Annotated in this window: 22 protein-coding genes and 1 tRNA gene; 18 read left to right on the top strand and 5 right to left on the bottom strand. The window is 62.5% G+C overall.

The genetic code is table 11. The features are described from left to right. The first annotated feature begins 1 nt into the window (after position 1). Positions 2-622: a Maf family protein gene (locus ACF66B_RS01110; RefSeq protein WP_111428651.1), complete on the top strand. Its 621-nt coding sequence runs from the start codon at positions 2-4 to the stop codon at positions 620-622. Continuing rightward, positions 619-1,686 (top strand): ribonuclease E/G, encoded by a 1,068-nt coding sequence (locus ACF66B_RS01105; RefSeq protein WP_111428652.1) that lies wholly within the window; start codon positions 619-621, stop codon positions 1,684-1,686. Before ACF66B_RS01110 ends, ACF66B_RS01105 begins: the two co-directional genes overlap by 4 nt. Here the strand turns inward: ACF66B_RS01105 and ACF66B_RS01100 are convergent. After that, a complete protein-coding gene (locus tag ACF66B_RS01100) occupies positions 1,668-3,023 on the bottom strand; it encodes a radical SAM protein (protein WP_111428653.1) in 1,356 nt (451 codons plus the stop codon). The genes ACF66B_RS01105 and ACF66B_RS01100 overlap by 19 nt on opposite strands. A 99-nt stretch (positions 3,024-3,122) precedes the next feature. Between ACF66B_RS01100 and fnrL the strand changes: the two genes are divergently transcribed. The 11 genes from fnrL (at position 3,123) to ACF66B_RS01045 (ending at position 13,807) form a co-directional block, all read left to right on the top strand. Further along, the gene (fnrL, locus tag ACF66B_RS01095; protein WP_392664790.1) at positions 3,123-3,866 is read left to right on the top strand and encodes a transcriptional regulator FnrL; all 744 of its coding nucleotides are present in this window, start codon (positions 3,123-3,125) and stop codon (positions 3,864-3,866) included. 238 nt (positions 3,867-4,104) lie between these two features. Next, positions 4,105-5,709, top strand: coding sequence for a cytochrome-c oxidase, cbb3-type subunit I (gene ccoN / locus ACF66B_RS01090; RefSeq protein WP_111428654.1), 1,605 nt, complete (start codon positions 4,105-4,107; stop codon positions 5,707-5,709). A gap of 17 nt (positions 5,710-5,726) precedes the next feature. Further along, on the top strand, positions 5,727-6,458 hold the full coding sequence (ccoO, locus tag ACF66B_RS01085; protein WP_111428655.1) for a cytochrome-c oxidase, cbb3-type subunit II: 732 nt from the start codon (positions 5,727-5,729) through the stop codon (positions 6,456-6,458). Positions 6,459-6,469: 11 nt separating this feature from the next. Next, complete coding sequence (locus ACF66B_RS01080; protein ID WP_111428656.1) at positions 6,470-6,640, top strand: cbb3-type cytochrome c oxidase subunit 3; 171 nt, start codon at positions 6,470-6,472, stop codon at positions 6,638-6,640. A gap of 2 nt (positions 6,641-6,642) precedes the next feature. Beyond that, on the top strand, positions 6,643-7,509 hold the full coding sequence (ccoP, locus tag ACF66B_RS01075; protein ID WP_111428657.1) for a cytochrome-c oxidase, cbb3-type subunit III: 867 nt from the start codon (positions 6,643-6,645) through the stop codon (positions 7,507-7,509). Between the two features lie 451 nt (positions 7,510-7,960). Beyond that, on the top strand, positions 7,961-8,890 hold the full coding sequence (locus ACF66B_RS01070) for a LysR family transcriptional regulator (protein ID WP_111428659.1): 930 nt from the start codon (positions 7,961-7,963) through the stop codon (positions 8,888-8,890). 83 nt (positions 8,891-8,973) lie between these two features. Beyond that, the gene (gene ccoG, locus ACF66B_RS01065; RefSeq protein WP_111428660.1) at positions 8,974-10,527 is read left to right on the top strand and encodes a cytochrome c oxidase accessory protein CcoG; all 1,554 of its coding nucleotides are present in this window, start codon (positions 8,974-8,976) and stop codon (positions 10,525-10,527) included. Further along, a complete protein-coding gene (locus tag ACF66B_RS01060) occupies positions 10,524-11,012 on the top strand; it encodes a FixH family protein (protein WP_392663725.1) in 489 nt (162 codons plus the stop codon). The genes ccoG and ACF66B_RS01060 overlap by 4 nt, the downstream gene beginning before the upstream one ends. Then, complete coding sequence (locus ACF66B_RS01055) at positions 11,009-13,225, top strand: heavy metal translocating P-type ATPase (RefSeq protein WP_111428661.1); 2,217 nt, start codon at positions 11,009-11,011, stop codon at positions 13,223-13,225. The genes ACF66B_RS01060 and ACF66B_RS01055 overlap by 4 nt, the downstream gene beginning before the upstream one ends. Next, positions 13,222-13,395, top strand: coding sequence for a cbb3-type cytochrome oxidase assembly protein CcoS (gene ccoS / locus ACF66B_RS01050; RefSeq protein WP_111428662.1), 174 nt, complete (start codon positions 13,222-13,224; stop codon positions 13,393-13,395). Before ACF66B_RS01055 ends, ccoS begins: the two co-directional genes overlap by 4 nt. Before the next feature lies 1 nt (position 13,396). Beyond that, positions 13,397-13,807, top strand: coding sequence for a hypothetical protein (locus tag ACF66B_RS01045; RefSeq protein WP_111428663.1), 411 nt, complete (start codon positions 13,397-13,399; stop codon positions 13,805-13,807). Here the strand turns inward: ACF66B_RS01045 and kynU are convergent. Further along, on the bottom strand, positions 13,800-15,056 hold the full coding sequence (gene kynU / locus ACF66B_RS01040; protein WP_111428664.1) for a kynureninase: 1,257 nt from the start codon (positions 15,054-15,056) through the stop codon (positions 13,800-13,802). The genes ACF66B_RS01045 and kynU overlap by 8 nt on opposite strands. A 149-nt stretch (positions 15,057-15,205) precedes the next feature. Between kynU and ACF66B_RS01035 the strand changes: the two genes are divergently transcribed. The 4 genes from ACF66B_RS01035 (at position 15,206) to ACF66B_RS01020 (ending at position 18,564) form a co-directional block, all read left to right on the top strand. Then, positions 15,206-15,282, top strand: a tRNA-Asp gene (locus ACF66B_RS01035). A gap of 155 nt (positions 15,283-15,437) precedes the next feature. Further along, entirely contained in the window at positions 15,438-16,241 is an 804-nt protein-coding gene (locus ACF66B_RS01030; RefSeq protein ID WP_111428665.1) for a tellurite resistance TerB family protein, read from the top strand. Positions 16,242-16,298: 57 nt separating this feature from the next. After that, positions 16,299-17,765, top strand: a complete 1,467-nt coding sequence (locus ACF66B_RS01025) for a protein adenylyltransferase SelO (protein ID WP_111428948.1) — start codon at positions 16,299-16,301, stop codon at positions 17,763-17,765. A 166-nt stretch (positions 17,766-17,931) separates the two neighbouring features. Beyond that, the gene (locus tag ACF66B_RS01020; RefSeq protein WP_162683162.1) at positions 17,932-18,564 is read left to right on the top strand and encodes a hypothetical protein; all 633 of its coding nucleotides are present in this window, start codon (positions 17,932-17,934) and stop codon (positions 18,562-18,564) included. A 13-nt stretch (positions 18,565-18,577) separates the two neighbouring features. Here ACF66B_RS01020 and ACF66B_RS01015 read toward each other — a convergent pair whose 3' ends face one another. From ACF66B_RS01015 to ACF66B_RS01005, 3 genes are all read right to left on the bottom strand, one after another. Beyond that, the gene (locus tag ACF66B_RS01015) at positions 18,578-20,137 is read right to left on the bottom strand and encodes a phospholipase D family protein (protein WP_111428667.1); all 1,560 of its coding nucleotides are present in this window, start codon (positions 20,135-20,137) and stop codon (positions 18,578-18,580) included. 81 nt (positions 20,138-20,218) lie between these two features. After that, positions 20,219-20,890, bottom strand: coding sequence for a DUF1638 domain-containing protein (locus tag ACF66B_RS01010; protein WP_111428668.1), 672 nt, complete (start codon positions 20,888-20,890; stop codon positions 20,219-20,221). Between the two features lie 10 nt (positions 20,891-20,900). Further along, positions 20,901-21,599, bottom strand: coding sequence for a B12-binding domain-containing protein (locus ACF66B_RS01005; RefSeq protein WP_111428669.1), 699 nt, complete (start codon positions 21,597-21,599; stop codon positions 20,901-20,903). Between the two features lie 173 nt (positions 21,600-21,772). Between ACF66B_RS01005 and ACF66B_RS01000 the strand changes: the two genes are divergently transcribed. Continuing rightward, complete coding sequence (locus ACF66B_RS01000) at positions 21,773-22,864, top strand: PA0069 family radical SAM protein (RefSeq protein WP_111428949.1); 1,092 nt, start codon at positions 21,773-21,775, stop codon at positions 22,862-22,864. The last annotated feature ends 8 nt before the right edge of the window (positions 22,865-22,872 follow it).

Genomic DNA, 22,872 nt, shown 5'->3' with positions numbered 1-22,872 from the left:
CCTGACGGCGCCGGAAACCGCCCGCCCGGGCAAACCGGCCCCCGCAGCCGCCCTCATTCTCGCCTCCGCCAGCCCGCGCCGTCGCGAGCTGCTTGCACAGGTCGGGATTACCGCGGCAGCGATCAGACCCTCAGACATTGACGAAACTCCCCTGCCCCGCGAGCTGCCGCGGGCGCTGGCGCTCAGGCTTGCAAGAGCCAAGGCGGATGCCACACCTGCCGCTCCGGACGAGATCGTGCTCGCTGCCGACACCGTTGTCGCGACGGGCCGGCGCCTGCTCGGCAAGCCGGATGACGCGGCGGAGGCCGAAGTTTTTCTGCGTCTTCTGTCAGGGCGACGCCACCGGGTCATCACGGGCCTGGCGCTGCGCCGTGGGGACCGACGCTGGAGCCGTGCCGTGGAAACCGCAGTGCGGTTCAAACGGCTCTCCGAGACGGAAATCGCCGGATACCTCGCGTCCGGCGAATGGCAAGGCAAGGCAGGCGGCTATGCCATCCAGGGGCTAGCAGGTGCTTTCGTGCCCTGGATCAGCGGATCCTACAGCAACGTGGTGGGCCTGCCGCTGACGGAGACGGTCCACCTGCTTACAGCCGCAGGCTATCAACGGAAGATTTCCCCATGAAGGGCAGACAGATCCGCATCGAACCTGCCGCCGGCGGGGGTGTTGCCGCTGCGCTGATGGTCAACGGTCGCCTTGAGGATCTGCTGATCGATCCGCCGGACGATGATCCCGCGCCGCGGCCGGAGGCGATCTATCTCGCGACGGTCGGGCGCCCGATGAAGGGTCTGGGCGGGGTCATGCTCGATCTCGGCGATGGCGGAACCGGCTTTCTGCGCGGATCGCGATTGCCCGCACCGGGCCGCACGCTGCTCGTTCAGGTTTCGAACTGGGCCGAACCCGGCAAGGCGCCGGGGGTGAGCGACCGGCTCCTCCTCAAGGGCCGTGGCGCTATCCTGACACCGGGTGCACCGGGCCATAACATCGCCCGTTCGCTGCGCGACCCCGAAGCGCGCGAAGCGTTGTCCGAGTTGGCGCACGAGGCGATGGCAGGATGCCCCGACGATCTCGGATTGATTGTACGCACCGCCGCAGCCGATATCCCAGAAGACGAGCTTCTGAACGAGATCCATGCGCTGCGCGCAACCTGGGCAAGGGTTCTGGAGCGCGCAGAGGTGCAGGCCACCGGGCTCGTTCACGCCGCGCCCGACGCCGGCGATCAGGCCTGGCGGGAATGGTCCGAGCCCGGAACGGACATGGTGGAGGCACCGAACGCGCTGGCGGAGGCTGACCTGTGGGAAGAGATCGCGGCGCTGCTGGAGCCTCCCGCGGCACTCGGAACCGATGCCTTCATGGCAATTGAACCGACGCGGGCTCTGATCGCGGTTGATGTGAACACGGGGCGCGACATGTCGCCTGCCGCGGCTCTCAAGGCCAATCTGGCTGCGGCGGCGGAGCTGCCGCGGCAATTGCGGCTGCGCGGCCTTGGCGGCCAGGTCACTGTGGATTTTGCGCCGCTGGCGAAGGCGGATCGGCGAAAGATCGAGAGCGCGCTCGGCGTAGCCTTGCGTGCTGACGGCATCGACACCACGATCTCCGGCTGGACACCACTCGGCAATCTCGAGCTTCAGCGCAAGCGGGCGCGGCGGCCGCTTGCCGGGCTGGCTGGTCAAATCGCGCCGCTGTAGCGACCTTCCGCGGCGTTGCGGGCGTCGAGGCAGCGCGCAATGAGGCGGGCAAGGATCGGGCCATCGCGCACAATTCTGAATGTCTCGCCCTCGAGTGCAACGGCCTCCCCGAAGCGCTCGCGTGCTGTCGCGAGCCCTGCGTCGAGGATCGAGGCGAAGTCGCCGAACTCGCGCCGGAGCGCGGCAAGATCGACGCGAAATCCACACATGAGCATCTCGATCGCTCGCCCGCGGACCTTGTCCTCGAGCGAGAAGGCCCAGCCGCGCTGGATTGCCAGTCTTTCCGCCCCAATCCGCGCAGAATAGGCAACTGTCTGGCGTTCGTTCTGCAGGAATCCCTGACGAAAGCTTGAAATCGCGGAGGCGCCGATGCCAATCACGGCGTCGAGACTGTCGTCGGTATAGGCGAGATGCCGACGCCGGAGACGGCCCTCGCGCGCGGCCCGCGCCATGGCGTCTTCCGGCTTGACGAAATGATCGATGCCGACTGGATCGTATCCGGCGCGCACCAAATACTCCGCGGCAATTCCATATTGGGTCAGCCGTTCCTCAGTACCCGGAAGTTGCGCCTCGTTGATCATGTTCTGGCGTTTGGCCATCCAGGGCACGTGCGCATAGCCAAAGAGCGCGACCCGGTCTGGTTCGACCGAGAGAATGGCATTGGCGGTTTCCAGAACCTGGACGCAGCCCTGGAGCGGAAGCCCATACAGCATGTCGATCCCGATCGAGCCAACCCCGCCCTTCCGCAGCAGCCGAACGGCCCGCCCCGTATCATCAAGGCTTTGCAGCCGCCCGATCGCCCGCTGCACACGCGGATCGAAATCCTGGACGAAAAGCGTGGAGCGGGTCATACCTTGCCCGATAAGAGCCTCGATCGTCTCGGGCACGACCCGGCGTGCATCGATCTCAACCGTGAATTCGGCATCCGCGGCGACCGCCAGCGAGCTCCGGGTGGTACGGCCGAGGCGAGCCATGTCCTCCGGCGAGAGAATCAGCGGCGAACCACCGCCCCAATGAATGCGCCCGATCTCGACACCCGCCGGGAGAAGCTCCGCAATTCGGCGAATCTCCCGAAGGAGCGATCCGACATAGTCCGCGACGATCTTCGGCGAACGCACCGCCTGGGTCCGGCAGGAACAGAACCAGCAGAGCTTCTCGCAAAATGGCACGTGGATATAGACGCCGATGCGGCCTCCAGACGGGATCGCCCGGAGCCATGCTTCATGTTGCGCCCCGCCGACCTCGGGCACGAAGTGCTCGACAGAGGGGTAGCACAGATAGCGGGAAACCTTCTGATCGAAGATTCCACTGTTCCTGACTGGTTGTTTTGCGCTCATGGCGCTAAACTGTGCCCGCCGCGCTGCGGCCTTCCTTGATCGAGGTCAAGCAGGCGTGTAATCATGACAATGAATATTTTGAGACAGAGAAACGTGGTTCTGAACACGGCCAAGAAACACAACCACCTGCGGTGCGGCGAGTGTCCGATCCGGCACAGGGCGGTCTGTGCTCATTGTGACAAGGCCGAACTCGAGCAGCTTGACCAGATCAAGACCTATCGCAGCTTCGGCCCCGGCGAGACGATCGTATGGTCGGGAGAGAAGCTGACTTTCGTCGGATCCGTTGTCGTTGGCGTCGCAACGCTTTCGAGCACGCTTTCGGACGGCCGCCGGCAGATGGTGGGCCTCCTGCTCCCCTCAGATTTCCTCGGCCGGCCTGGTCGCGCCACCGCGACCTATGATGTGGTGGCAGCAACGGACGTGACCTTCTGCATGTTCCAGAAGGATGAGTTCGAGCGCATGATCGCGCGCAGCCCAAACCTCGGGAACAGGCTTCTCGAGATGACCCTCGACGAGCTCGACTCGGCACGGGAGTGGATGCTGCTTCTCGGACGCAAGACGGCGAGAGAGAAGATTGCGAGCCTCTTCGTCATCATGGCGCGCCGGGATGCCGCGCTGCATCAGTCCGCTCCGCGCGACGGGTTGCATTTCTCGCTTCACATCACCCGTGAGGCGATGGCCGATTATCTTGGCCTGACGATCGAGACCGTAAGTCGCCAGATTTCCGCCCTGAGGCGCGAGGGCATCATCGAACTCGTCGATGCCCGCACCGTCCACGTGCCCAACTTCGAGAAACTGCTAGATCAGTCAGCCGACGACGCAGACGGCGGCATTCTCGCCTAGAAAGCCGGCGGAATCCGCGCTTTCCGCCGAGCCATACACTCCACAAACCTTTGTTGAAGTTCGGTTTTCAGCCTTTCACGCCAGCGCGATCTGCCTTATCACGCCCGCCACGCATGTTCTCGGAACTTGATCTGAATCATTGTTCCGTGATCTCTGGGCTAAGAAAAGCCCGGAAGGGATTGTTTACCTAGAGCCGGACGCCCGTCCGGACGGATCTCGAGGGAGCTAAGGAGACAGGATGCTGGATGGAATCAAGATTGCGGCATTGGGCGTGATGACGTTCCTGTTCGCAATGGCGGCGAATTACGGGCAGGAATTCGTCTACCAAGTCCACGCCGTCCTGCTCATGCTCGCCTCCGCAGCCGCTTTCATCTGGGCTGTCCGGTCCACCGGATCCCCCAAGGTCGCTGCTGCGGCTCCGGTTGAAAAAGGATACATGGATGAGGTCGTTCGCTACGGCGTCATAGCGACGGCGTTCTGGGGTGTGGTCGGGTTCTCTGCCGGCACCTACATCGCCTGGGAACTGGCCTTCCCCCATCTGAACTGGGATCTTCCCTGGACCTCCTTCGGACGGCTTCGCCCTCTGCATACATCCGCCGTGATCTTTGCCTTCGGCGGCAATGCCCTCATCGCCACGTCGTTTTATGTGGTGCAGCGTACCTGCGCTACAAGGCTGTGGGGCGGAAATCTCGCGTGGTTCGTCTTCTGGGGCTACAACCTCTTCATCGTGCTCGCCGCGACTGGCTATGTGCTGGGTTCCACCCAGTCCAAGGAATACGCCGAGCCCGAGTGGTATGTTGATCTCTGGCTCACCATAGTCTGGGTTGCCTATCTGGCGATCTATCTCGGCACGCTCGTCAAGCGGAAGGAACCCCACATCTACGTGGCGAACTGGTTCTTCCTCTCGTTCATCGTGACCGTGGCGATGCTCCATGTCGTCAACAACATCGCCATCCCGACCTCAATCTGGTCCTCCCAGTCGGTGATCCTGTTCCCCGGCGTTCAGGGCGCCATGGTGCAGTGGTGGTATGGCCACAACGCAGTGGGCTTCTTCCTCACCGCAGGCTTCCTGGGCATGATGTACTACTTCGTGCCGAAGCAGGCAGAACGCCCCGTCTATTCCTACAAGCTCTCGATCATCCACTTCTGGGCGCTGATCTTCCTCTATATCTGGGCCGGCCCGCACCACCTGCACTACACCGCCCTGCCCGACTGGGCGCAGGTGCTCGGCATGGTTTTCTCGGTCATCCTCTGGATGCCGTCCTGGGGCGGCATGATCAACGGCCTCATGACGCTGCAGGGCGCCTGGGACAAGCTGCGCACCGACCCGATCCTGCGCATGCTCGTGGTCTCCGTCGGCTTCTACGGCATGTCAACGTTCGAAGGCCCGATGATGGCGGTCCGCGCGGTGAACTCGCTGTCGCATTATACCGACTGGACGATCGGTCATGTGCATTCCGGCGCCCTTGGCTGGAACGGCATGATCACCTTCGGCGCGCTCTATTACCTCGTGCCGCGCCTCTGGCACCGCGAGCGCCTCTACTCGATCACGCTGGTTTCCTGGCACTTCTGGCTCGCTACGATCGGCATCGTGCTCTACGCCTCGTCCATGTGGGTCTCGGGCATCATGCAGGGCCTGATGTGGCGTGAAGTCGACGCGCAGGGCTTCCTCGTGAACTCCTTCGCTGACACGGTCGCCGCGATGCATCCGATGTATGTGGTTCGTGCCACCGGCGGGATCCTCTACCTCACGGGCGGAATCATCATGGCCTACAATCTCTTCAAGACCGCCGTGGGCGCTGGCGAAAGCACTGCGCCGGCAACCACCGTTGCCGCGGAATAAGGGAGCGCTCGAGACACATGTCCCTCCTCAAGAAACACGCCTATATTGAGCGCAACGCCTTCCTGCTGCTCATCCTGAGTTTCCTCGTGGTGACGGTCGGCGGCATCGTCCAGATCGTCCCGCTGTTCTATCTCGACAACGTCATCGAGGATGTGGACGGAATGCGGCCCTACTCCCCACTGGAGCTCGCGGGCCGTAACATCTACGTCCGCGAAGGCTGCTATGTCTGTCATAGCCAGATGATCCGGCCGATGCGCGACGAGAACGAGCGCTACGGGCACTACTCGCTGGCCGCGGAATCGAAATACGATCATCCGTTCCAGTGGGGCTCGAAGCGGACCGGCCCGGACCTTGCGCGTGTGGGCGGTCGCTACTCGGACGCATGGCATGTTGCGCACATGCACAATCCCCGTGACGTGGTGCCGGAGTCGGTGATGCCCGGCTATCCGTTCCTCGCCGAACGGCCGATCAGCTCGACCTACATTGCCCAGATGATGAAGACGCATCGGGCGGCGGGCGTGCCCTATACCGACGAGATGATCGAGCAGGCCCGCGCCGATTTCCAAGCGCAGGCCGATCCAGACAACGGCGATGTGGATGCTCTGCTCGCCCGCTATCCGAAAGCCCAGGCGCGGTATTTCGACGGCAACACAGCTCAGGTCACCGAGCTCGACGCAGTTATCGCTTATCTTCAGATGCTGGGCACGCTGGTCGATTTCTCGACCTTCGAACCTGAAGCAAGCCGGTAAGGAGGGGCGAGATGGACACCTACACCGCCCTCCGGCACTTCGCGGACAGCTGGGCTGTGCTGGGGCTGCTGATCTTTTTCGGTGGCGTGGTGCTCTGGGTTTTCCGGCCCGGATCACGCGAAATCTACAAAGACAGCGCAAACATGATCTTCCGCAATGAATCCAAGCCCAAGGACGATTGACAATGGCCGGTAACCGCGAACTAGACACCGCGACGAACACCGAAACGACCGGCCATGAATGGGACGGTATCAAGGAGCTCGACACCCCCATGCCGCGCTGGTGGTTGCTCACCTTCTATGCAACCATCATCTGGGGTGTGATCTACGTCATCCTGTTCCCTGCGTGGCCGCTCATCCACGCCGCTACACCGGGCCTGCTCGGGTATTCGAGTCGGGTCGAGGCGGCCAAGGAGATCGCTGATGCGGAAGCCGCCAATGCGCCGCTCGACCAGGCGCTGATGGCGACCGACATCTCCGGGGACGAAGCCAACCCCGAACTGCTGGCCTATGCGACCGCAGGCGGCGGCGCCGTCTTCCGCAACAACTGCTCCCAGTGCCACGGCGCCGGGGCGGCAGGGGCGCGCGGCTTCCCCAACCTCCTCGACGACGACTGGCTCTGGGGTGGCACGGCGGCCGACATCGAGCAGACCGTGACACACGGTATCCGCTACGAGCAGGACGACGATACCCGCTTCAGTCAGATGCCCGCCTTTGGTGACATCCTCTCAAGCGAGGAGATCAACCAGCTTGTAAACTATGTCCGCTCGCTTTCCGGTCTCGACCATGACAGCGCACTTACCCAGGAAGGCTCCGTGCTTTTCGCCGACAACTGCGCATCCTGTCATGGTGAGGATGGCAAGGGATCCTATGATTTCGGAGCTCCGAATCTCACCGATAGCATCTGGCTCTACGGCAGCGATCCCGACACCCTGCGCGAGACCATCACCAACGCCCGTTTCGGCATCATGCCTGCGTTCCAGGGCCGTCTGAGCGCCGATGACATTCGCAAGGTCGCGATCTACGTCCATACTCTCGGCGGCGGCCAGTAAGCTCCTGAAAGCCTCGTGCACCGGGCAGTGTCGCTCCGGTGCACGAAACCCCGACATCGGCGATAAGATGATCGCTGAGACTGTCGAGTTCCCGGCGAAGCCGCCGCCTCAGGAAACGATTACAGGCCCGCTTCAGCGCGAACTTGCCGCGCAGCGCGGCGCCCCTCGTCCTATCGATCCCCATCGCGCACCGCTTCTCCGGCTTCCGGCACGATGTGCGTTTTCCGTGTTGAGTCCGGGAGCGTTTGGATTTCCGAGCAACGTAGAACACGCGGCGAGCGTTCAGGCCACGAAAGGCTCCAGCGTTCCATGCGCGTGGCGGTGAGAAAACTTTCTGAAAGCGCGAATAACATTTCCTGACTTCTCCTTGATGACTTTCCCGGAAAAGGGTGCGAGATTTCAGGATCGAATGCGAGCCGCGAAGATTTTGGACCTGTAAGGTAAACTTACAATGGACTGGCGCAGCCTTCCTTCCCTCAGTGCGTTGCGCGCCTTTTCGGCCCTTGCCCAGACCGGCAACTTCACGCGCGCGGGAGAAAGCCTGAACGTGAGTCACGCCGCGGTCAGCCAGCATGTCCGCGCGCTCGAAAACGAGCTCGGCATTGCGCTGGTGATCCGCAACGGCAAGTCCTGTGCGCTGACACCCGACGGCAACCGACTTGCCATTTCTCTTGAGGCCGCCTTCAGCGGCGTCGGCGATACGATCGCCACATTGCGTGGCGCGAGTGATGACCGCCCGCTGCAGGTGACGCTGACGCCGGCCTTTGCAATGCGGTGGCTCATGCCGCGGATCTCCGAATTTCGCCAGCGACATCCGGAACACGAGCTGATGCTCAATCCGACGGCGGAAGTGGTGGATCTTCTGCCGGGCGGTGTTGATGTTGCGATTCGGTTTGGGCACGGGAGGTGGCCTGGCCTTGATGCGGAACTGCTTTTTCCCACGACGCATGCGATCGTCGCAGCCCGCAGCCTTGTCGGCAGCCGACGCATCGAGTGCCCGGAAGATATTCTCGACTTGCCGTTGCTGCAGGAATACGGCACCAACGAGATGACCCTCTGGCTGCGGAATCGCGGCGTCATTGCGCCGAAGTTCAAGAACATCACGCATCTGCCGGGCTACATGGCTCTCGAGGGCCTGATGAATGGAGATGGTGTCTCTGCCGTGGCCCGCGCCCTTGTCGAACCGGAGATTTCCAGCGGACGGCTGGTGGTGCTCTTTGAAGACGGGGACGAGGAAAGCGGGTATCACATAGTCACCCGGCCCGGAGTGCTGCGCGTTGCCGCCAAGGCGTTCGTGCGCTGGATCCGGAACGCAGCCGCCGGGCAGAACAAGAAAATGGCCTCCGACAGGGCTCCACCGCAATCCGGTTCGAGAGATTGATCCGGATCAAGGCGCAAATATCCTGATTCATGGATGTGACTTTCGCGCCCGCAACGTCTCGCTAGCAGCAGGAACTTTTCGTCGTGACCGATACAGCCGATACCCCACCGCCTCTCTACGCCGCACGCGAGCCTGTCTTTCCCCGCCGGGTTTCTGGCTGGTTTCGGACATTCAAGTGGTGGATCATGGGGATCACGCTGGGGATCTACTATCTGCTGCCATGGATCCGATGGGACCGCGGACCGGAATTGCCCGACCAGGCGGTCCTCGTCGATCTCGCAAACCGGCGCTTCTACTTCTTCTTCATCGAAATCTGGCCGCAGGAATTCTATTTTGTCGCTGGCCTTCTCATCATGGCGGGGCTCGGCCTCTTCCTCTTCACGGCCGCGCTGGGTCGCGTCTGGTGCGGGTACACCTGCCCTCAGACTGTCTGGACAGATTTGTTCATTCTCGTCGAGCGCTGGGTCGAAGGTGACAGGAATGCCCGTATTCGCCTCTTCCGGCAGCCTTGGAATGCCGAGAAGATCCGCAAGCGCGTGCTCAAGTTCACGCTCTGGATCCTGATTGCCGTCGCAACCGGTGGTGCCTGGGTGTTCTACTTTGCCGATGCCCCGACCCTGCTCAAGGAGCTGCTGACCGGGCAGGCCCCGGCAGTCGCCTACATGTCCATTGCCGTGCTGACCGCAACCACCTTCACCTTCGGCGGCATGATGCGCGAGCAGGTCTGTATCTATATGTGCCCCTGGCCACGCATTCAGGGCGCGATGATGGACGAACAGACCCTTACCGTTGGCTATCGCGACTGGCGCGGCGAGCCTCGCGGCAAGCATCGGCGCCGCCGCGAGATGGCGGAAAAGACAGATGCAGCCTTTGCTACGACACGTGCGGCCGGACCGGTCGAGGGAACCCGTTCCCCCAAGATGCCGATGCCGGGTCTGCCGTCAGGCGTCGGTGGGCCGATCCCCGAGAAGGAAACCCTCGGCGATTGCATCGACTGCAACGCCTGCGTGAACGTATGCCCGATGGGCATCGATATCCGCGACGGCCAGCAGCTCGCCTGCATCACTTGTGCGCTCTGTATCGACGCCTGCGACGATGTGATGGCCAAGATCGGCAAGCCGCGTGGCCTGATCGACTATCTGACGCTTGGCGACGGTGAGGCCGAGCGCATGGGGGCGCCGAAGGTCTCGGTCTGGAAGCGAATTCTCCGTCCGCGCATCATCCTCTACACAGTCCTGTGGTCTGCGATCGGCGTCGGGCTCGTGGCAGCGCTTGTCATGCGTACCGATCTGGCCTTTTCGATCGAGCCGGTCCGCAATCCGATCAACGTGGTGCTCTCCGACGGGTCTGTACGGAATGCCTATGAACTCCGGCTGCGCAACATGACGGGCTATGACCGCACCTTTGACATCTCGGTTATTGCGGACGATCCGCTTGCCATCGAACTGCAGGGTCGTGCCGGCGCCGAGGTCGTGGTTCCCGCCAACGAAACGCTGCGCCAGCGCATCTATCTCACCAGCGCCCCCGGCAGCACGGCGAGCAAGACGTCGTCCCTGGATGTCGATCTGCAGGTGGAGGATGAGAATTCCGGTGCACGTGCCGTGGAGAGCACCATATTCCACGGGAAGCAGCAATGATGGCATCTCAAGCGAAGGGATCGTCGGCCGGCAAACTGACCGGCCGCAAGGTACTGATGATCTTCTGCGGAGCATTCGGCATCATCATCGGCGTCAATATTCTGCTGATGGTGAAGGCGATCGACACATTCTCCGGCCTGGTGGTGCCAAACAGCTATGTGGCGAGCCAGGAATTCAATACGAAACGCGCGGCACAACTGGCGCTCGGCTGGAATGCGAGTATCGACTACCACGATGGCGCCTTCTATCTGACGCTGCTTGATGATGCAGGAAAGGTCGTGCGGCCTCTCGAGCTCAGCATCATTGTCGGCCGTGCCACAACGATGCAGACCGATCACCGGCTCGAACTGGTTGAGACACCGAAAGGGTACGCCGCACCGATTGATCTCGCGCCCGGGAACTGGCGCGTCGATATCGAGGCAACAGCGGAAAACGGCGCGGGCTTTCTGCAGTACCGTTCCCTTGTTGTGCCGCCTCAGTCATGAGCGACACGGCCGCCTTCCCCGGAACCGGCGGCTGTCCCGCCTGCGTCGCGGTGCAAGACCTGCCGCCGCGGCAGGGGGTGGAGGGGCAGACCGGCGCGCCACTCCGGCGCTTCGAGATCTCGCTTCCGACCATCCACTGCGCGGCCTGCATCAGCGGAGTCGAGCAAATCCTCGACAGTGTGCCAGGCGTTGCCGCAGCCCGCGTGAACCTGACCCTGAAACGGGTTTCGGTTACCGCCGAAGACGTGCCAGGCATGGACGATCAGCTTCTCGGGAGCCTCAATGGGCGGGGGTTCGAGGCGCGGCCCCTTGACAGCGCCGCGCTGGAAGCGACCCGCACCGATGCCGAGGGGCGCAAGCTGCTTGCTCGCATCGGTGTCTCAGGCTTCGCAGCGATGAATGTGATGCTGCTCTCGATCGCCGTCTGGTCGGGAGCCTCCGATACGACGCGCGACCTTATGCATTGGATTTCGGCAGCGATTGCCCTGCCAGCGGTCGCCTTTTCCGCCCAGCCGTTCTTTGCCAACGCACTCAGAGCGCTGCGTGGGCGGCGGCTGGACATGGATGTGCCGATCTCGACGGCGATATTTCTGGCACTGGGCGTAAGCCTATGGGAGACGATGCATTCGGGCCGTCATGCCTTCTTCGATGCCGCCCTGATGCTCACATTCTTCCTGCTGGTCGGCCGCTATCTCGCACATCTCACTCGTGCTTCCGCCCGTTCGGCAGCGGCTGAGGTCGCCGCCCTCGAAGTGCGCATGGCGGAACGGGTGGCACCGGATGGCCGACGCGAAACCGTACCACTCGATGCCCTGCGCGAAGGCGATATTCTTGCCGTACCCGTCGGCGCCCGCATTCCCACCGATGGTGTCGTGACGGAGGGACGCTCGGAAATTGATCCGTCGATGCTGACGGGAGAGACCATGCCGGAGGCGGTCGGCCCCGGTTCGCTGCTTCATGCCGGCATGATGAATCTTTCGGGCCCGCTGCAGCTCCGCATCGAAGCACTCGGCGAAGAGACGTTGCTCAAGCAGATTGCCCGCCTCGTCGAAGCCGCCGAGCAGAGCCGCGGGCGCTACGCCAATCTCGCCAGCCGTGCGTCCCAGTATTACAGCCATACCGTCAATTTGCTCGCCCTCAGTGCGCTTCTTTTCTGGGGCCTCGTCGGCGGCGACTGGCGGCTTGCCATCAATATCGCGGCAGCCGTCCTCATCATCACCTGCCCATGCGCTCTTGGCCTTGCGGTACCGGCTGTGCTGACCGCGGCATCGGGGCGACTCTTCCGCCAAGGCGTGCTGCTCAAGGACGGCGATGCCTTCGAGCGGCTAGCGCAGGTCGACACGGTCGTCTTCGACAAGACCGGCACACTCACGACCGGCACACCGACCCTGATTGATCCTGCACGTCTTTCGCGCGACGACTTCGCACTTGCCGCGGCTCTCGCCCGCGAGAGCGCGCATCCGCTCTCGCGGGCAATCATGCGGGCGGCTGAAGCCGCCGGTATCTCTCCTGCAAGTCTAGAGAGTATCACCGAGCATCCCGGGCTCGGCACCGAAGGATGGCTCGGGAGCAGGCGTGTGCGCCTCGGCCGCGCGGAATGGACCGGTGCCGCGGGGGAGGTTGAGCGCACGACAGCCTGGCTTACAATCGACAATCGAAAGGCTGTCGCGCTCGCCTTCGAGGATACGCTTCGCCCGGAGGCCCGCGAAACGGTTACACGGCTAAAGGACGCGGGGCTCTCCGTCGCCCTGCTGTCGGGTGACGCAGAGGTGCCGGTCCGAGAGATGGCCGAGCGCGCCGGCATCGCCGACTGGACCGCACACGCGACACCCGCAGGAAAGGTCGCGGCCCTTCAGGATCTCGCAGCACGCGGACACAAGGTGCTCATGGTTGGCGATGGCCTCAACGACGCCGCGGCACTGGCCGCGGCACATGTGTCCATGTCGCCCGCCAGCGCAGTCGATGCGAGCCGGTCCGCCGCCGATCTCATCCTGCTCGGGAACCGCATCGATACCTGCGTCGATTCACTCCGTCTCGCGCGCGTGGCGCGACGTCGGATCATCGAGAATTTTGTGCTTGCGTTCGCCTACAATTTCGTGACGGTACCCATCGCCTTTGCAGGCTATGTTACGCCGCTGATCGCGGCGATCGCGATGTCCGCCAGTTCGATCATCGTTTCGCTCAACGCCATGCGTCTCGGGAGGCAGAAATGAACATTCTCGTTGTGCTGATTCCGATCTCGCTGTTTCTTGGCGGGCTCGGGCTCGTGGCCTTCATGTGGACGCTGCGGTCCAGCCAATACGACGATCCAGAAGGCGATGCGGCGCGAATTCTGTCCGGCCGCTACGACGACGAACCTGCGGCCGAGAAGGTGAAGCGCTGACGTGACCGCCTTCCATCGCTGCCTGGTTGCCGCGGCCCTTGTCGCGGCTCTGGGCCTTGCGAGTTGCTCCTCTCGGATTGCTCCGCTCGGCCCACCCGAACAGGGATATCACCAGAGCTATTCAAGCAGACTGGCGGGCAATCGCACCATCGAATTTGCCTTGCCCGGAAAAGCGGGCCAGACGCTGACCGTCACCATGATGACGGATGCAAGCATGTTCTTCGATGTGATTGCGCCGGGTATGGCCCAACCATTGTTCGTAGGCGGAGCCGAAGGCCGCGAATTCTCGGCGGTGCTCTATATCGACGGCGCCTATACACTTCGCGTCTACATGCTTGGCGTCGATGCCGAGAGCGGCAAGACCGGCAATTTTGTCCTCGAAGCGATTCTGACAGATCCACCGCTCATGTGACCGCGGAACGGTTGGCATATACCGGGTCACGCCAGACATCACCGGTGACAACTGCGCAGAACTGGCGCGCGGCCTCGGCCACGTCTGCATGTCGGAGATAGAGCGGTGCGAAACCGAAGCGCAGGATGTCCGGGTTTCGAAAGTCACCGATCACGCCACGGGCGATCAGCGCCTGTACGATGGCGTAGCCCTCCGGATGTGCAAAGGCGACCTGCGACCCGCGATCCTCAGCTGAACGCGGCGATACGAGCTGGACGCGGCCCTCGCATCCGGCTTCGACAAGATCAATGAAGAGCTGGGTAAGCAGCTTGCCTTTCTCGCGGACACGGGCAATTCCCGCGCGGCCTGCAATCTCAAGCCCCGCCTCCATTGCGCGGAACGACAGAATCGGCTGGGTGCCACAGAGGAAGCGGCGAATCCCCGGATCGGGCCTATAGCTTCGCGTAAAATCAAAGGGGGTCGCATGCCCCCACCAGCCCGAGAGCGGTTGGCGGATGGTTGCGTGATGACGCTCCGCCGCAAACACGAAAGCGGGTGCGCCGGGACCTCCGTTGAGATATTTGTAGCTGCATCCGACAGCCATATCGGCTGCGGCGGCGTTGAGGCCAACCTCCATCACACCTGCACTGTGACAGAGATCCCATATCACGACTGCGCCGGCATCATGAGCCGTGCGCGTGAGCGCCGGAAGGTCCCGCACACGTCCGGTGCGATAGTCGACCTGATTAACGAGAACCGCAGCGACATCGTCGTCGATGAGCGAGGAGAGCTCTGCACCGTCAGGCTCAGCCAGTCGCAGGGAGAGCCCGGGACGTAAACCGAGAAAGCCCTCCGTGACATAGAGGTCGGTCGGGAAGCTTCCGGCCTCCGCAATGATCACGCGCCGATCCGGTCGCATCTGAAGCGCCGCGCCGAGGCACTTGAAGATGTTCAGAGAAACTGTGTCACATGACACAACCTCCCCAGCATCGGCGCCGATAAGCGGCGCGATCCGGTCGCCACAGCGGCTGGGAAGATCGAACCAGCCGGCATGATTCCAGCTGGTGACAAGGTCGGTCGCCCACTCCTCGCGTGCGGCAGTTTCGAGCGCCGAGAGTGCCGCTTTCGGTGCCGGACCGAGAGAGTTGCCATCGAGATAGATGATACCGGCAGGAAGAGCGAACTCCTCCCGGAAGCCGCCCAGAGGGTCCGCGACATCGAGCGCCCTAGCCTGAGCCGTCACATCCGCCCAATCGAGCTTCGAAACCATCAGTGTGCCCCTCTGAAACCACCCGGAGCTTGCACAGGAAAAAATGCGAAAACAAGCGGCGCAAACCTGTCGCAATTCGCTTGACGCCCCCGCCGGAGCCCCATAAAAGCGCCCGTGTCGAGACGATAGACGATGTCTCAACGAGATGCGCGGTTGTAGCTCAGTCGGTTAGAGTGCCGGCCTGTCACGCCGGAGGTCGCGGGTTCGAGCCCCGTCAACCGCGCCACATCTCCCAGCCACAAGTATCCGCTTGCCTGAAGAATGGCAGCGTGGATGTGGTTGGTTTGCTGATCTCATATCTGATACATATCCAGCCGGTGAAAGCGCCGGGTTGCTTGCGTCCTGCACGAGGCTCCACGGCCAAATGGGAGGATCGCAATCATGAGTCTCGGCAACCTGCTCGGACAGCTCGTCCAGAACGGCCTCGGCGGTGCTGCGCCATCGCGGAATAGAGTTGAATCCGCTCGCCGCAACCTTGGTGGTGGCGGGCTTGAAGGGATTTTCGGCCAGATCCAGCAGACCCTGGCCCAGAGCGGAATCGATTCCGGATCCGCGGGGCGGACGGCCTTCGATCTCAAGGGCCGGGCGGGAACATGGCTCCGTGAGGATCAGGTCGGCACCCTTTCCGGGGCTCAGGTCGGCGGGATCGGTGCGCTCGCGGGCGCAGTGCTCGGGGGAGGTATTTCCGGAGCGGCAAAGGGTGGCGCGCTTGCCCTGCTCGGAACGCTGGCGATTGGCGCACTGCGCAATGCCCAAGCTCGTCAGGGCGGCAGCCCAGACGCCATGCCGCCCAGCCTTCCACCCGTCGAGCCGGCAGAGGCTGAGACCCTCGTCGGCCCGGAGACCGAGCGCCTGGTCCTGATGGCCATGCTCGGTGCGGCAAAGGCCGACGGACAGATCGACAAGGATGAGCTGGCGAAAGTGATCGGCAAGCTTGGCGACGACATGACGGACGAAGAGCGGCAGTTTCTGCTGAGCGAGCTGTCAGCACCTGTCGATATCAATGCGATCGCCGATCAGGTTCGAAGCCCTGCACAGGCGGCAGAGATCTATGCCGCATCTCTCCTGGCGATCCATGTGGATTCCGAAGAGGAGCGCCGCTATCTCGCAGACCTCGCCGCAGCGCTCGGCCTTGATGGTGCAACGATTAGCGAGCTTCATCGCATGACCGGTGTCGCAGACTGAGCCTCGATATGGCAGAGGCGCTTGCCTGCGCCCTGCCAGCCGCCTATGTCACCGGGCATGGGCCTCAGCAGATACACTCCAGAGACGATCCACCTCGCGCTTGGCGATCTGTTCTACGATCCGGTGCAGCCAGCGCAATTCCCGGAAACGAGGCTGCGCTTCAGGAATGATCCATGGGCAGAGCGTATCGGCCTTTCGGGGCTTTCCGATCTCGAGTGGATCGCGCATTTCGGCCGCTTCGCGCCCTTGCCGGACAACCTCGGAACCCCCCTCGCGCTCCGCTACCACGGCCACCAGTTCAGGGCCTACAACCCGGACCTCGGCGACGGGCGCGGCTTTCTCTTTGCCCAGGTGCGAGACCTGCGGGACGGTCGGCTCCTTGATCTTGGCACCAAAGGTTCGGGAACAACTCCCTGGTCGCGGGGCGGCGACGGAAAGCTGACGCTCAAGGGCGGCGTTCGGGAGATACTTGCAACCGAGATGCTCGAAGCACTCGGTGTCTATACCTCAAAGACAATCTCGCTCATCGAGACGGGCGAGAAGCTCCATCGCGGGGATGAGCCTTCCCCGACCCGCTCGGCCGTTCTGGTGCGTCTCAGCCACAGCCATATCCGTATCGGAACCTTCCAGAGGCTCGCGATCGGCCGCGAGACCGAAGCGATGCGACGGCTTGTCGATCACGCGGTCGTTCATTTCTGGCCGGAAGCAGCAGACGCACCCGATCCGGTTTCCGAGTTCTACTCTCGGGTTTCGGAGGCCGCGGCACAGATGGTCGCTGAATGGTATGCGGCGGGATTCGTTCATGGCGTGCTCAATACGGACAATGTCAACATTACGGGCGAGAGCTTCGATTATGGACCATGGCGATTTCTCGACCGTCATGAACCAGGCTTCACGGCCGCCTATTTTGATCATTCCGGTCTCTACTGCTTCGCCAGACAACCAGAGGCCCTGAGCTGGAATCTGGCCCGTCTGGGCGAGTGCCTGATGGGGATATCCTCGCGCGAAGCCATCGAGGCCGTGTTCAACGGCTTTCCGGAACGCTTCCACGCGCAACTCACGCGCCAGACATTCGCGCGGCTCGGCCTGCTTCCCGGCGAGCCACATACAACACGCGAGCTCATGCATCTTTTCTGGACAGCCATGCAGGAGACGGCGCCACCTTTCCAGCGCGTCTTTTTCGACCTTCTTGGAGGCGGCATTCCGGAGCGAATCGCGGCGAGCCCGATCAGTGAGACATTCACTCAGGCAAGTTGGCCGAAGGTGCTCGAGGGGTTGGCGCGGCTGCCCGCCGCACCCGGGCTCGAGGCTGCACTTGCCGATCCGGTTGCAAGGGATCCGGCGCCCGAAACGATGGTAATCGAGGAGGTTGAAGAGATCTGGGCCGCGATTGCCGAGCGCGACGACTGGCAACCCCTTGCAAGAAAAATCGACCGCATTCGACGGGTGGCAGCCTTCAATCGCAAGCTTGGCCTGCTCTCCGGGCCAAACGGTCGGCCTCGTCACCTTCTGCTCGGCAGCTGACGGACGCCCTTAACGCTTCCTACTCCATTCGCGTCTAATCTGCTCCTGAAACACGTGAGAGCCGCAGGATGCCTCTCGCACCATCCGACCGCTCCCTCACTCCACCGGTCGCCATTCGGACCTCTCGTGCCAGTAAAGGCGCGGTGTGTCTTTGTGGGGGACGGAAATGCCGTTCGTCGTAACCATCGATCGAAGGTCGTTCGCTCTCGGGAGCTGCATTGCCATCGTGATGGCGGGGCTTCTCATGGTCTTGAGTTCAGGCCCCTCGCTCGTGGTGTCTGAAATGCCCGGGCTGGTTGCAGCATGGCTCGTCTTTGCCTGGATGCATTTCCGGCAGTTCGAGCTCCCGTCCGCTGGCGCTGTCATCCCGTTCTTCTTCATCGCGATGGCTGTGCATTTCGTGCACTTTGCCGAGCAGTTCACGACCGGATTCGCCGATCGCTTTCCACTGCTCTATGGCGGGGCACCATACTCGGCGGACCAGTTCGTGGTCTTCACCATGGTCTCGGCAGCGATCTCGACCCTGACATGCCTCGCAGTCTATCTCCGCTCGGCAACCTTCCTGCTGGTGCCCGTGCTCTTCTTCGCGTTCAGCTCGATCTATGGCAGCGCGATCGCACAGACTTGGTGGAGCTTCGAAGTGCAGGGCTACTTTCCCGGTCTCATCACGTCGCTCGTGAACTGGCTCGTCGGGCCGATCCTCATCGCAATCCTGCTTCGGGACTTCCGCACCGCCGCCTGCGTCATGGTCTCCATCGCGGTTGCGCTCATGCTATGCCTCGCCGTGTTCCGCGTCTGATCCTCAGAGCCGTTCAGAGCTGCCCTTCGACAGGCAGAAACGTCGTCAGCCGGGCGGTTGCCTTGCGCACCAGCCCAGCACCAGGTTCCTGCGCAAAAACTTCAGGAAGATCGCGATTCTGATACACCCATAGCAGCCCTCCATTCGGCTCCAGGCGCAGCTTGAAGGTGTATTTGCGAAGATCCTCATCAATTTCCCGCAGAAATGCCGACGCAATCTCGCGACTGTCGACAAAGACGCCAAACTCGGAATTGAGTTTGATCGAACGCGGATCGAAGTTGAGTGAACCGATGAAGCTCGTTCGATCATCGATAATGGCAAGCTTAGTGTGCATCGTGAGGTGCACTCCCTCACCTGGTGGCGCCACGCCAAGCACCTCAGGCGCATCCGCACGAACTTCATAGAGCTCGACCCCGGCGGCGAGCAGGTCCGCCCGGTGGCGCATGTAACCTCCGTGGACATAGGGATGATTGGTAGCCGCAAGGGAATTGGTCACGACCCGCACCCGGACTCCGCGGCGCGTGGCATCGATCAGAAGATTTGCTCCCCAGTCCTCCGGAACGAAATAGGGCGTGAGGATGGTGACCTGCGATCTGGCCGTCGCGATCTGGCCGAACAACATCTCCGCGAGCAGCCGCTCGCCTTCCCTGACCGGGACCTTGAGCTTGGACGGATCGTCGGTCACGGCATGGGCGTGGCCAAACTTCGCGGCGACACGCCCCGACCGGATCCGCTCAAGATAGCTCGACCCGACCGCCTGCTGATATATGCCCGCCGCAGCAGTCTCAGCATGAATCTTGAGGGCACGCTTGACCTCGGCGGGGGCCGCCCCATCGCCGCGGCGCGTTAGGGCCTTGACGGGAACCGACCATCGGTCATTCCAGTAGAGCTCAAAGGCCTCGTCCATCTCGGACACGACCGGGCCCGCCACGAAGACATCGAAATCGGAAAACTCCGTCTCCGTATCGATCCGGAAATACTCGTCAGCAATGTTGCGGCCACCAACGATCGCCATGGACCGGTCGACGATGAAGGCCTTGTTGTGCATCCGGCGGTTCACTCGGCCGAAGTCGAGCAGATAGTTCATCGCCGCCGGACTGCGCCGCGAGAGGGGGTTGAAGAGCCTTACATCGATCCTCGGGCTGCTTGCCAGCAAGGCCAGTTGCTCGTCGCTTGCCGTCGAGAAGACATCATCGACAAGCAGCCGGACCGCAACGCCGCGCTCCGCGGCATCGAGCAGGGCAAGCGAAACGAGGCTTCCCGCCTTGTCGGGCTTTATCAGGAATGACTGGATGTCGATCCGCTGCTCTGCCGCCTCGATCATCGACAGGCGCGCGCCAAGCGCGTCATTCCCGTCCAGCAATGGGATGAACCCGGAGCGACCGCCCGCTCTGGCAACATCCCGATCAATCCGGTGCGACACATTGCTGCGGAGCGAAGGCCGCTCGGGCTCTACCTCGTTGCGCGGCGCATCGAAGGGCACATAAGTGCAGGCACCCGGCCCGAAGGTCGCCAGCAGCAGGAAACCCATTCCCGCAACGACTTTGCATGCTAGCTGGATGGTCAGGCGCATGACCTAGTCATTCCCGCCCCCGGCCCGGAATGCAAGTCGCCCCGACTCCTTGCAAGCCCCGTTGCGCGGTCGCCACCGCGTTCAGGCAACAGCCTCTGGCGAGAGCGTTGCTAGCGCCGTGGCCAGATCGCCATAACCGGTTGTCCGGCGCTCGTAGGCCAGACCAAGGCGCCGAGCGCATCGCGCGGCCTCCGTATCGAGGCGGGCATCTTGTGCCTGCGCCAGATAGATAAGGCGTTCATAATGCCCGAAGAGCATTTCCCGAAGCTCAGGATGTCGATCGAGGCCCATGGGTTTCCAGACAAAGGCATCGAACTGGCGTACGAGAAAGTCGGTGAGGAAGAAGGCCCGCATCTCCGCATCGGCTCGCGCCGCAAACGCCGCATTTCCGTCAAAAAAGCTGTAACAATGCGGCCCCGCCACCATTTCCACGCCCAGCTCCCTGCAGCGTGCAGCCAGAAGCCCGCCGGTGCCGCAGTCCGCATAGGCCACGAAGATGCGATCGTAGTGCGGGCGCGCGTCTTCGATGGCGCGCGCCACGGCATCAGGTATCAGCTCAGGGTGAAGGTGAAGCTTCGCAGGCAGACAGGTGAGTTCAAGATGGTCCCATCGGTTGAGTTTGCGAAGAGCGAGAATTTCCCGCGCGAGCGCACCGCACGCAATGACCAGGACACGCCCCGGAAAGACACCGGCCAACGCCTGCGGGGCCGAAAGCCCCGCGTCGACCATGCCATGATCGTTGAGCGCGAGCATGGACGCTGCCTTAGGCAGGCAGATTGTGGCGACGGGCCATCAAGGTCTTTGCCATCTCGACGGCCACTGCGGCATCCCGGCAGTAGGCATCTGCGCCGATCGCGCGCCCGAACTCCTCGTTGAGCGGCGCTCCGCCGACCATGATGATGTAGTCGTCGCGCACCCCCTTCTCTTTCATCGTGTCGATGACGACCTTCATGTACGGCATCGTGGTCGTCAGCAGCGCAGACATGCCAAGGATGTCTGCCCGCTCGCGCTCCAGCGCCTCGAGATAGTTCTCCACCGGGTTGTTGATCCCGAGATCTACGATCTCGAAGCCGGCACCCTCCATCATCATCGACACGAGGTTCTTGCCGATGTCGTGGATATCCCCTTTCACGGTGCCGATCACCATCTTGCCAAGCCGCGGCGCACCGGTCTCAATAAGCAGCGGCTTCAGGATCGACATCCCGGCCTTCATCGCATTGGCAGCGAGAAGCACCTCGGGAACGAAGAGGATACCGTCGCGAAAGTCGATCCCGACAATCCGCATGCCCTCCACCAGCGCCTTCGTCAGGATATCATAGGGGGTCCATCCGCGCTCCAGCAAGATGTTCACCCCCTCGGTGATCTCGTCGGCGAGGCCATCATAGAGATCATCATGCATCTGCGGCACAAGTTCTTCATCCGGCAGCTCGCTCAGGATGAGATCGTCGTCTTCCTCGACCATGGAAACCTCGTCTGCACCGGAAGCCATGCCGCCATAAGCGGTCCTTTAGACTCTAGCCCCGGCCGGCCCGGACCGCCGCGCCCAGAAGCGACGTGAAGATGCTGCCGACCGACCTTCGCCGGCTCACATCGATGACTGCTGCTAATGTTTATGTTTTGTTCTATCATGTGCCCATGACTGAGTCGGGCACCTCCTCTTCCAAGACTCATCGCTTGCGCGGTCGCGGAGCGTTGAGCAATCGTGTTGGACGTTTCGAACCCTATGAGCGTGAAGCGGTGGACGACGGATGGCCGCGCGAAGATGCGGACGTTCCACTTCTGCGTACCGAAGTCGCAATTGAACGTCCGCGCCGGATTCTCAGCCGAAACAGTTCGCCGGACATTCCCTTCGACCGCTCGATCAACCCTTATCGAGGATGTGAGCACGCCTGCGTTTATTGCTTTGCCCGGCCCAGCCATGCCTTTCTTGGCCTGTCACCTGGCCTCGATTTCGAAGCGCGGATCGTGGCCAAACCAGAGGCGCCGGAGTACCTTGCCCGCGAACTCGGAGCAAAGCGCTACGTTCTGGCACCGATCGCGATCGGCACCAACACGGACCCCTATCAGCCGGTCGAGGCACGGTTCCGGATCATGCGCTCGATGCTAGAGGTGTTGCGGGATTGGCGGCATCCGGTCACGATCGTGACAAAGGGCAGTCTGATCGAACGCGATATCGATATTCTTGCCCCGATGGCGCGCGAAGGTCTCGTGCATGTGGGTATTTCACTTACGACGCTAGACAAGGCCCTCTCGCGCCGGATGGAGCCCCGTGCACCTTCTCCGGAGCGCAGGCTCGCGATCATCCAACACCTGACGGACGCCCGCGTGCCCGTGAGGGTGATGGTGGCTCCGATCATACCCGGACTCACGGATCATGAAATGGAGACACTTCTTGCTGCGGCACGCGAAGCGGGTGCCGAAACAGCAAGCTGGATTCTGCTGCGTCTGCCTGGCGAGGTCGGCCCGATCTTTCGCGAGTGGCTCGATGGGTTCGGCGAAGCACGTGCACGGAAAGTCTTGGCGCGTCTGCGCGAAATGCATGGCGGCCGCGAGTATGATTCCGACTGGGGCAAGCGCATGCGCGGACAAGGGGTCCATGCGGATCTGATCCGCTCTCGCTTCCGGATAGCAACGCGGCGACTTGGCTATGCTGAAGACGCGCCTCCATTACGCACGGATCTCTTTCGACGACCAGAGCGCGACGAACGACAACTCGCCCTTCTTTAGAGCAGGCC

Source organism: Amaricoccus sp. B4 (assembly GCF_043226085.1).
In the GTDB taxonomy this organism is placed as follows: Bacteria; Pseudomonadota; Alphaproteobacteria; order Rhodobacterales; family Rhodobacteraceae; genus Amaricoccus.
The sequence above is the reverse complement of the archived record's forward strand: the minus strand, read 5'-3'. Positions and strand labels throughout refer to the sequence as shown.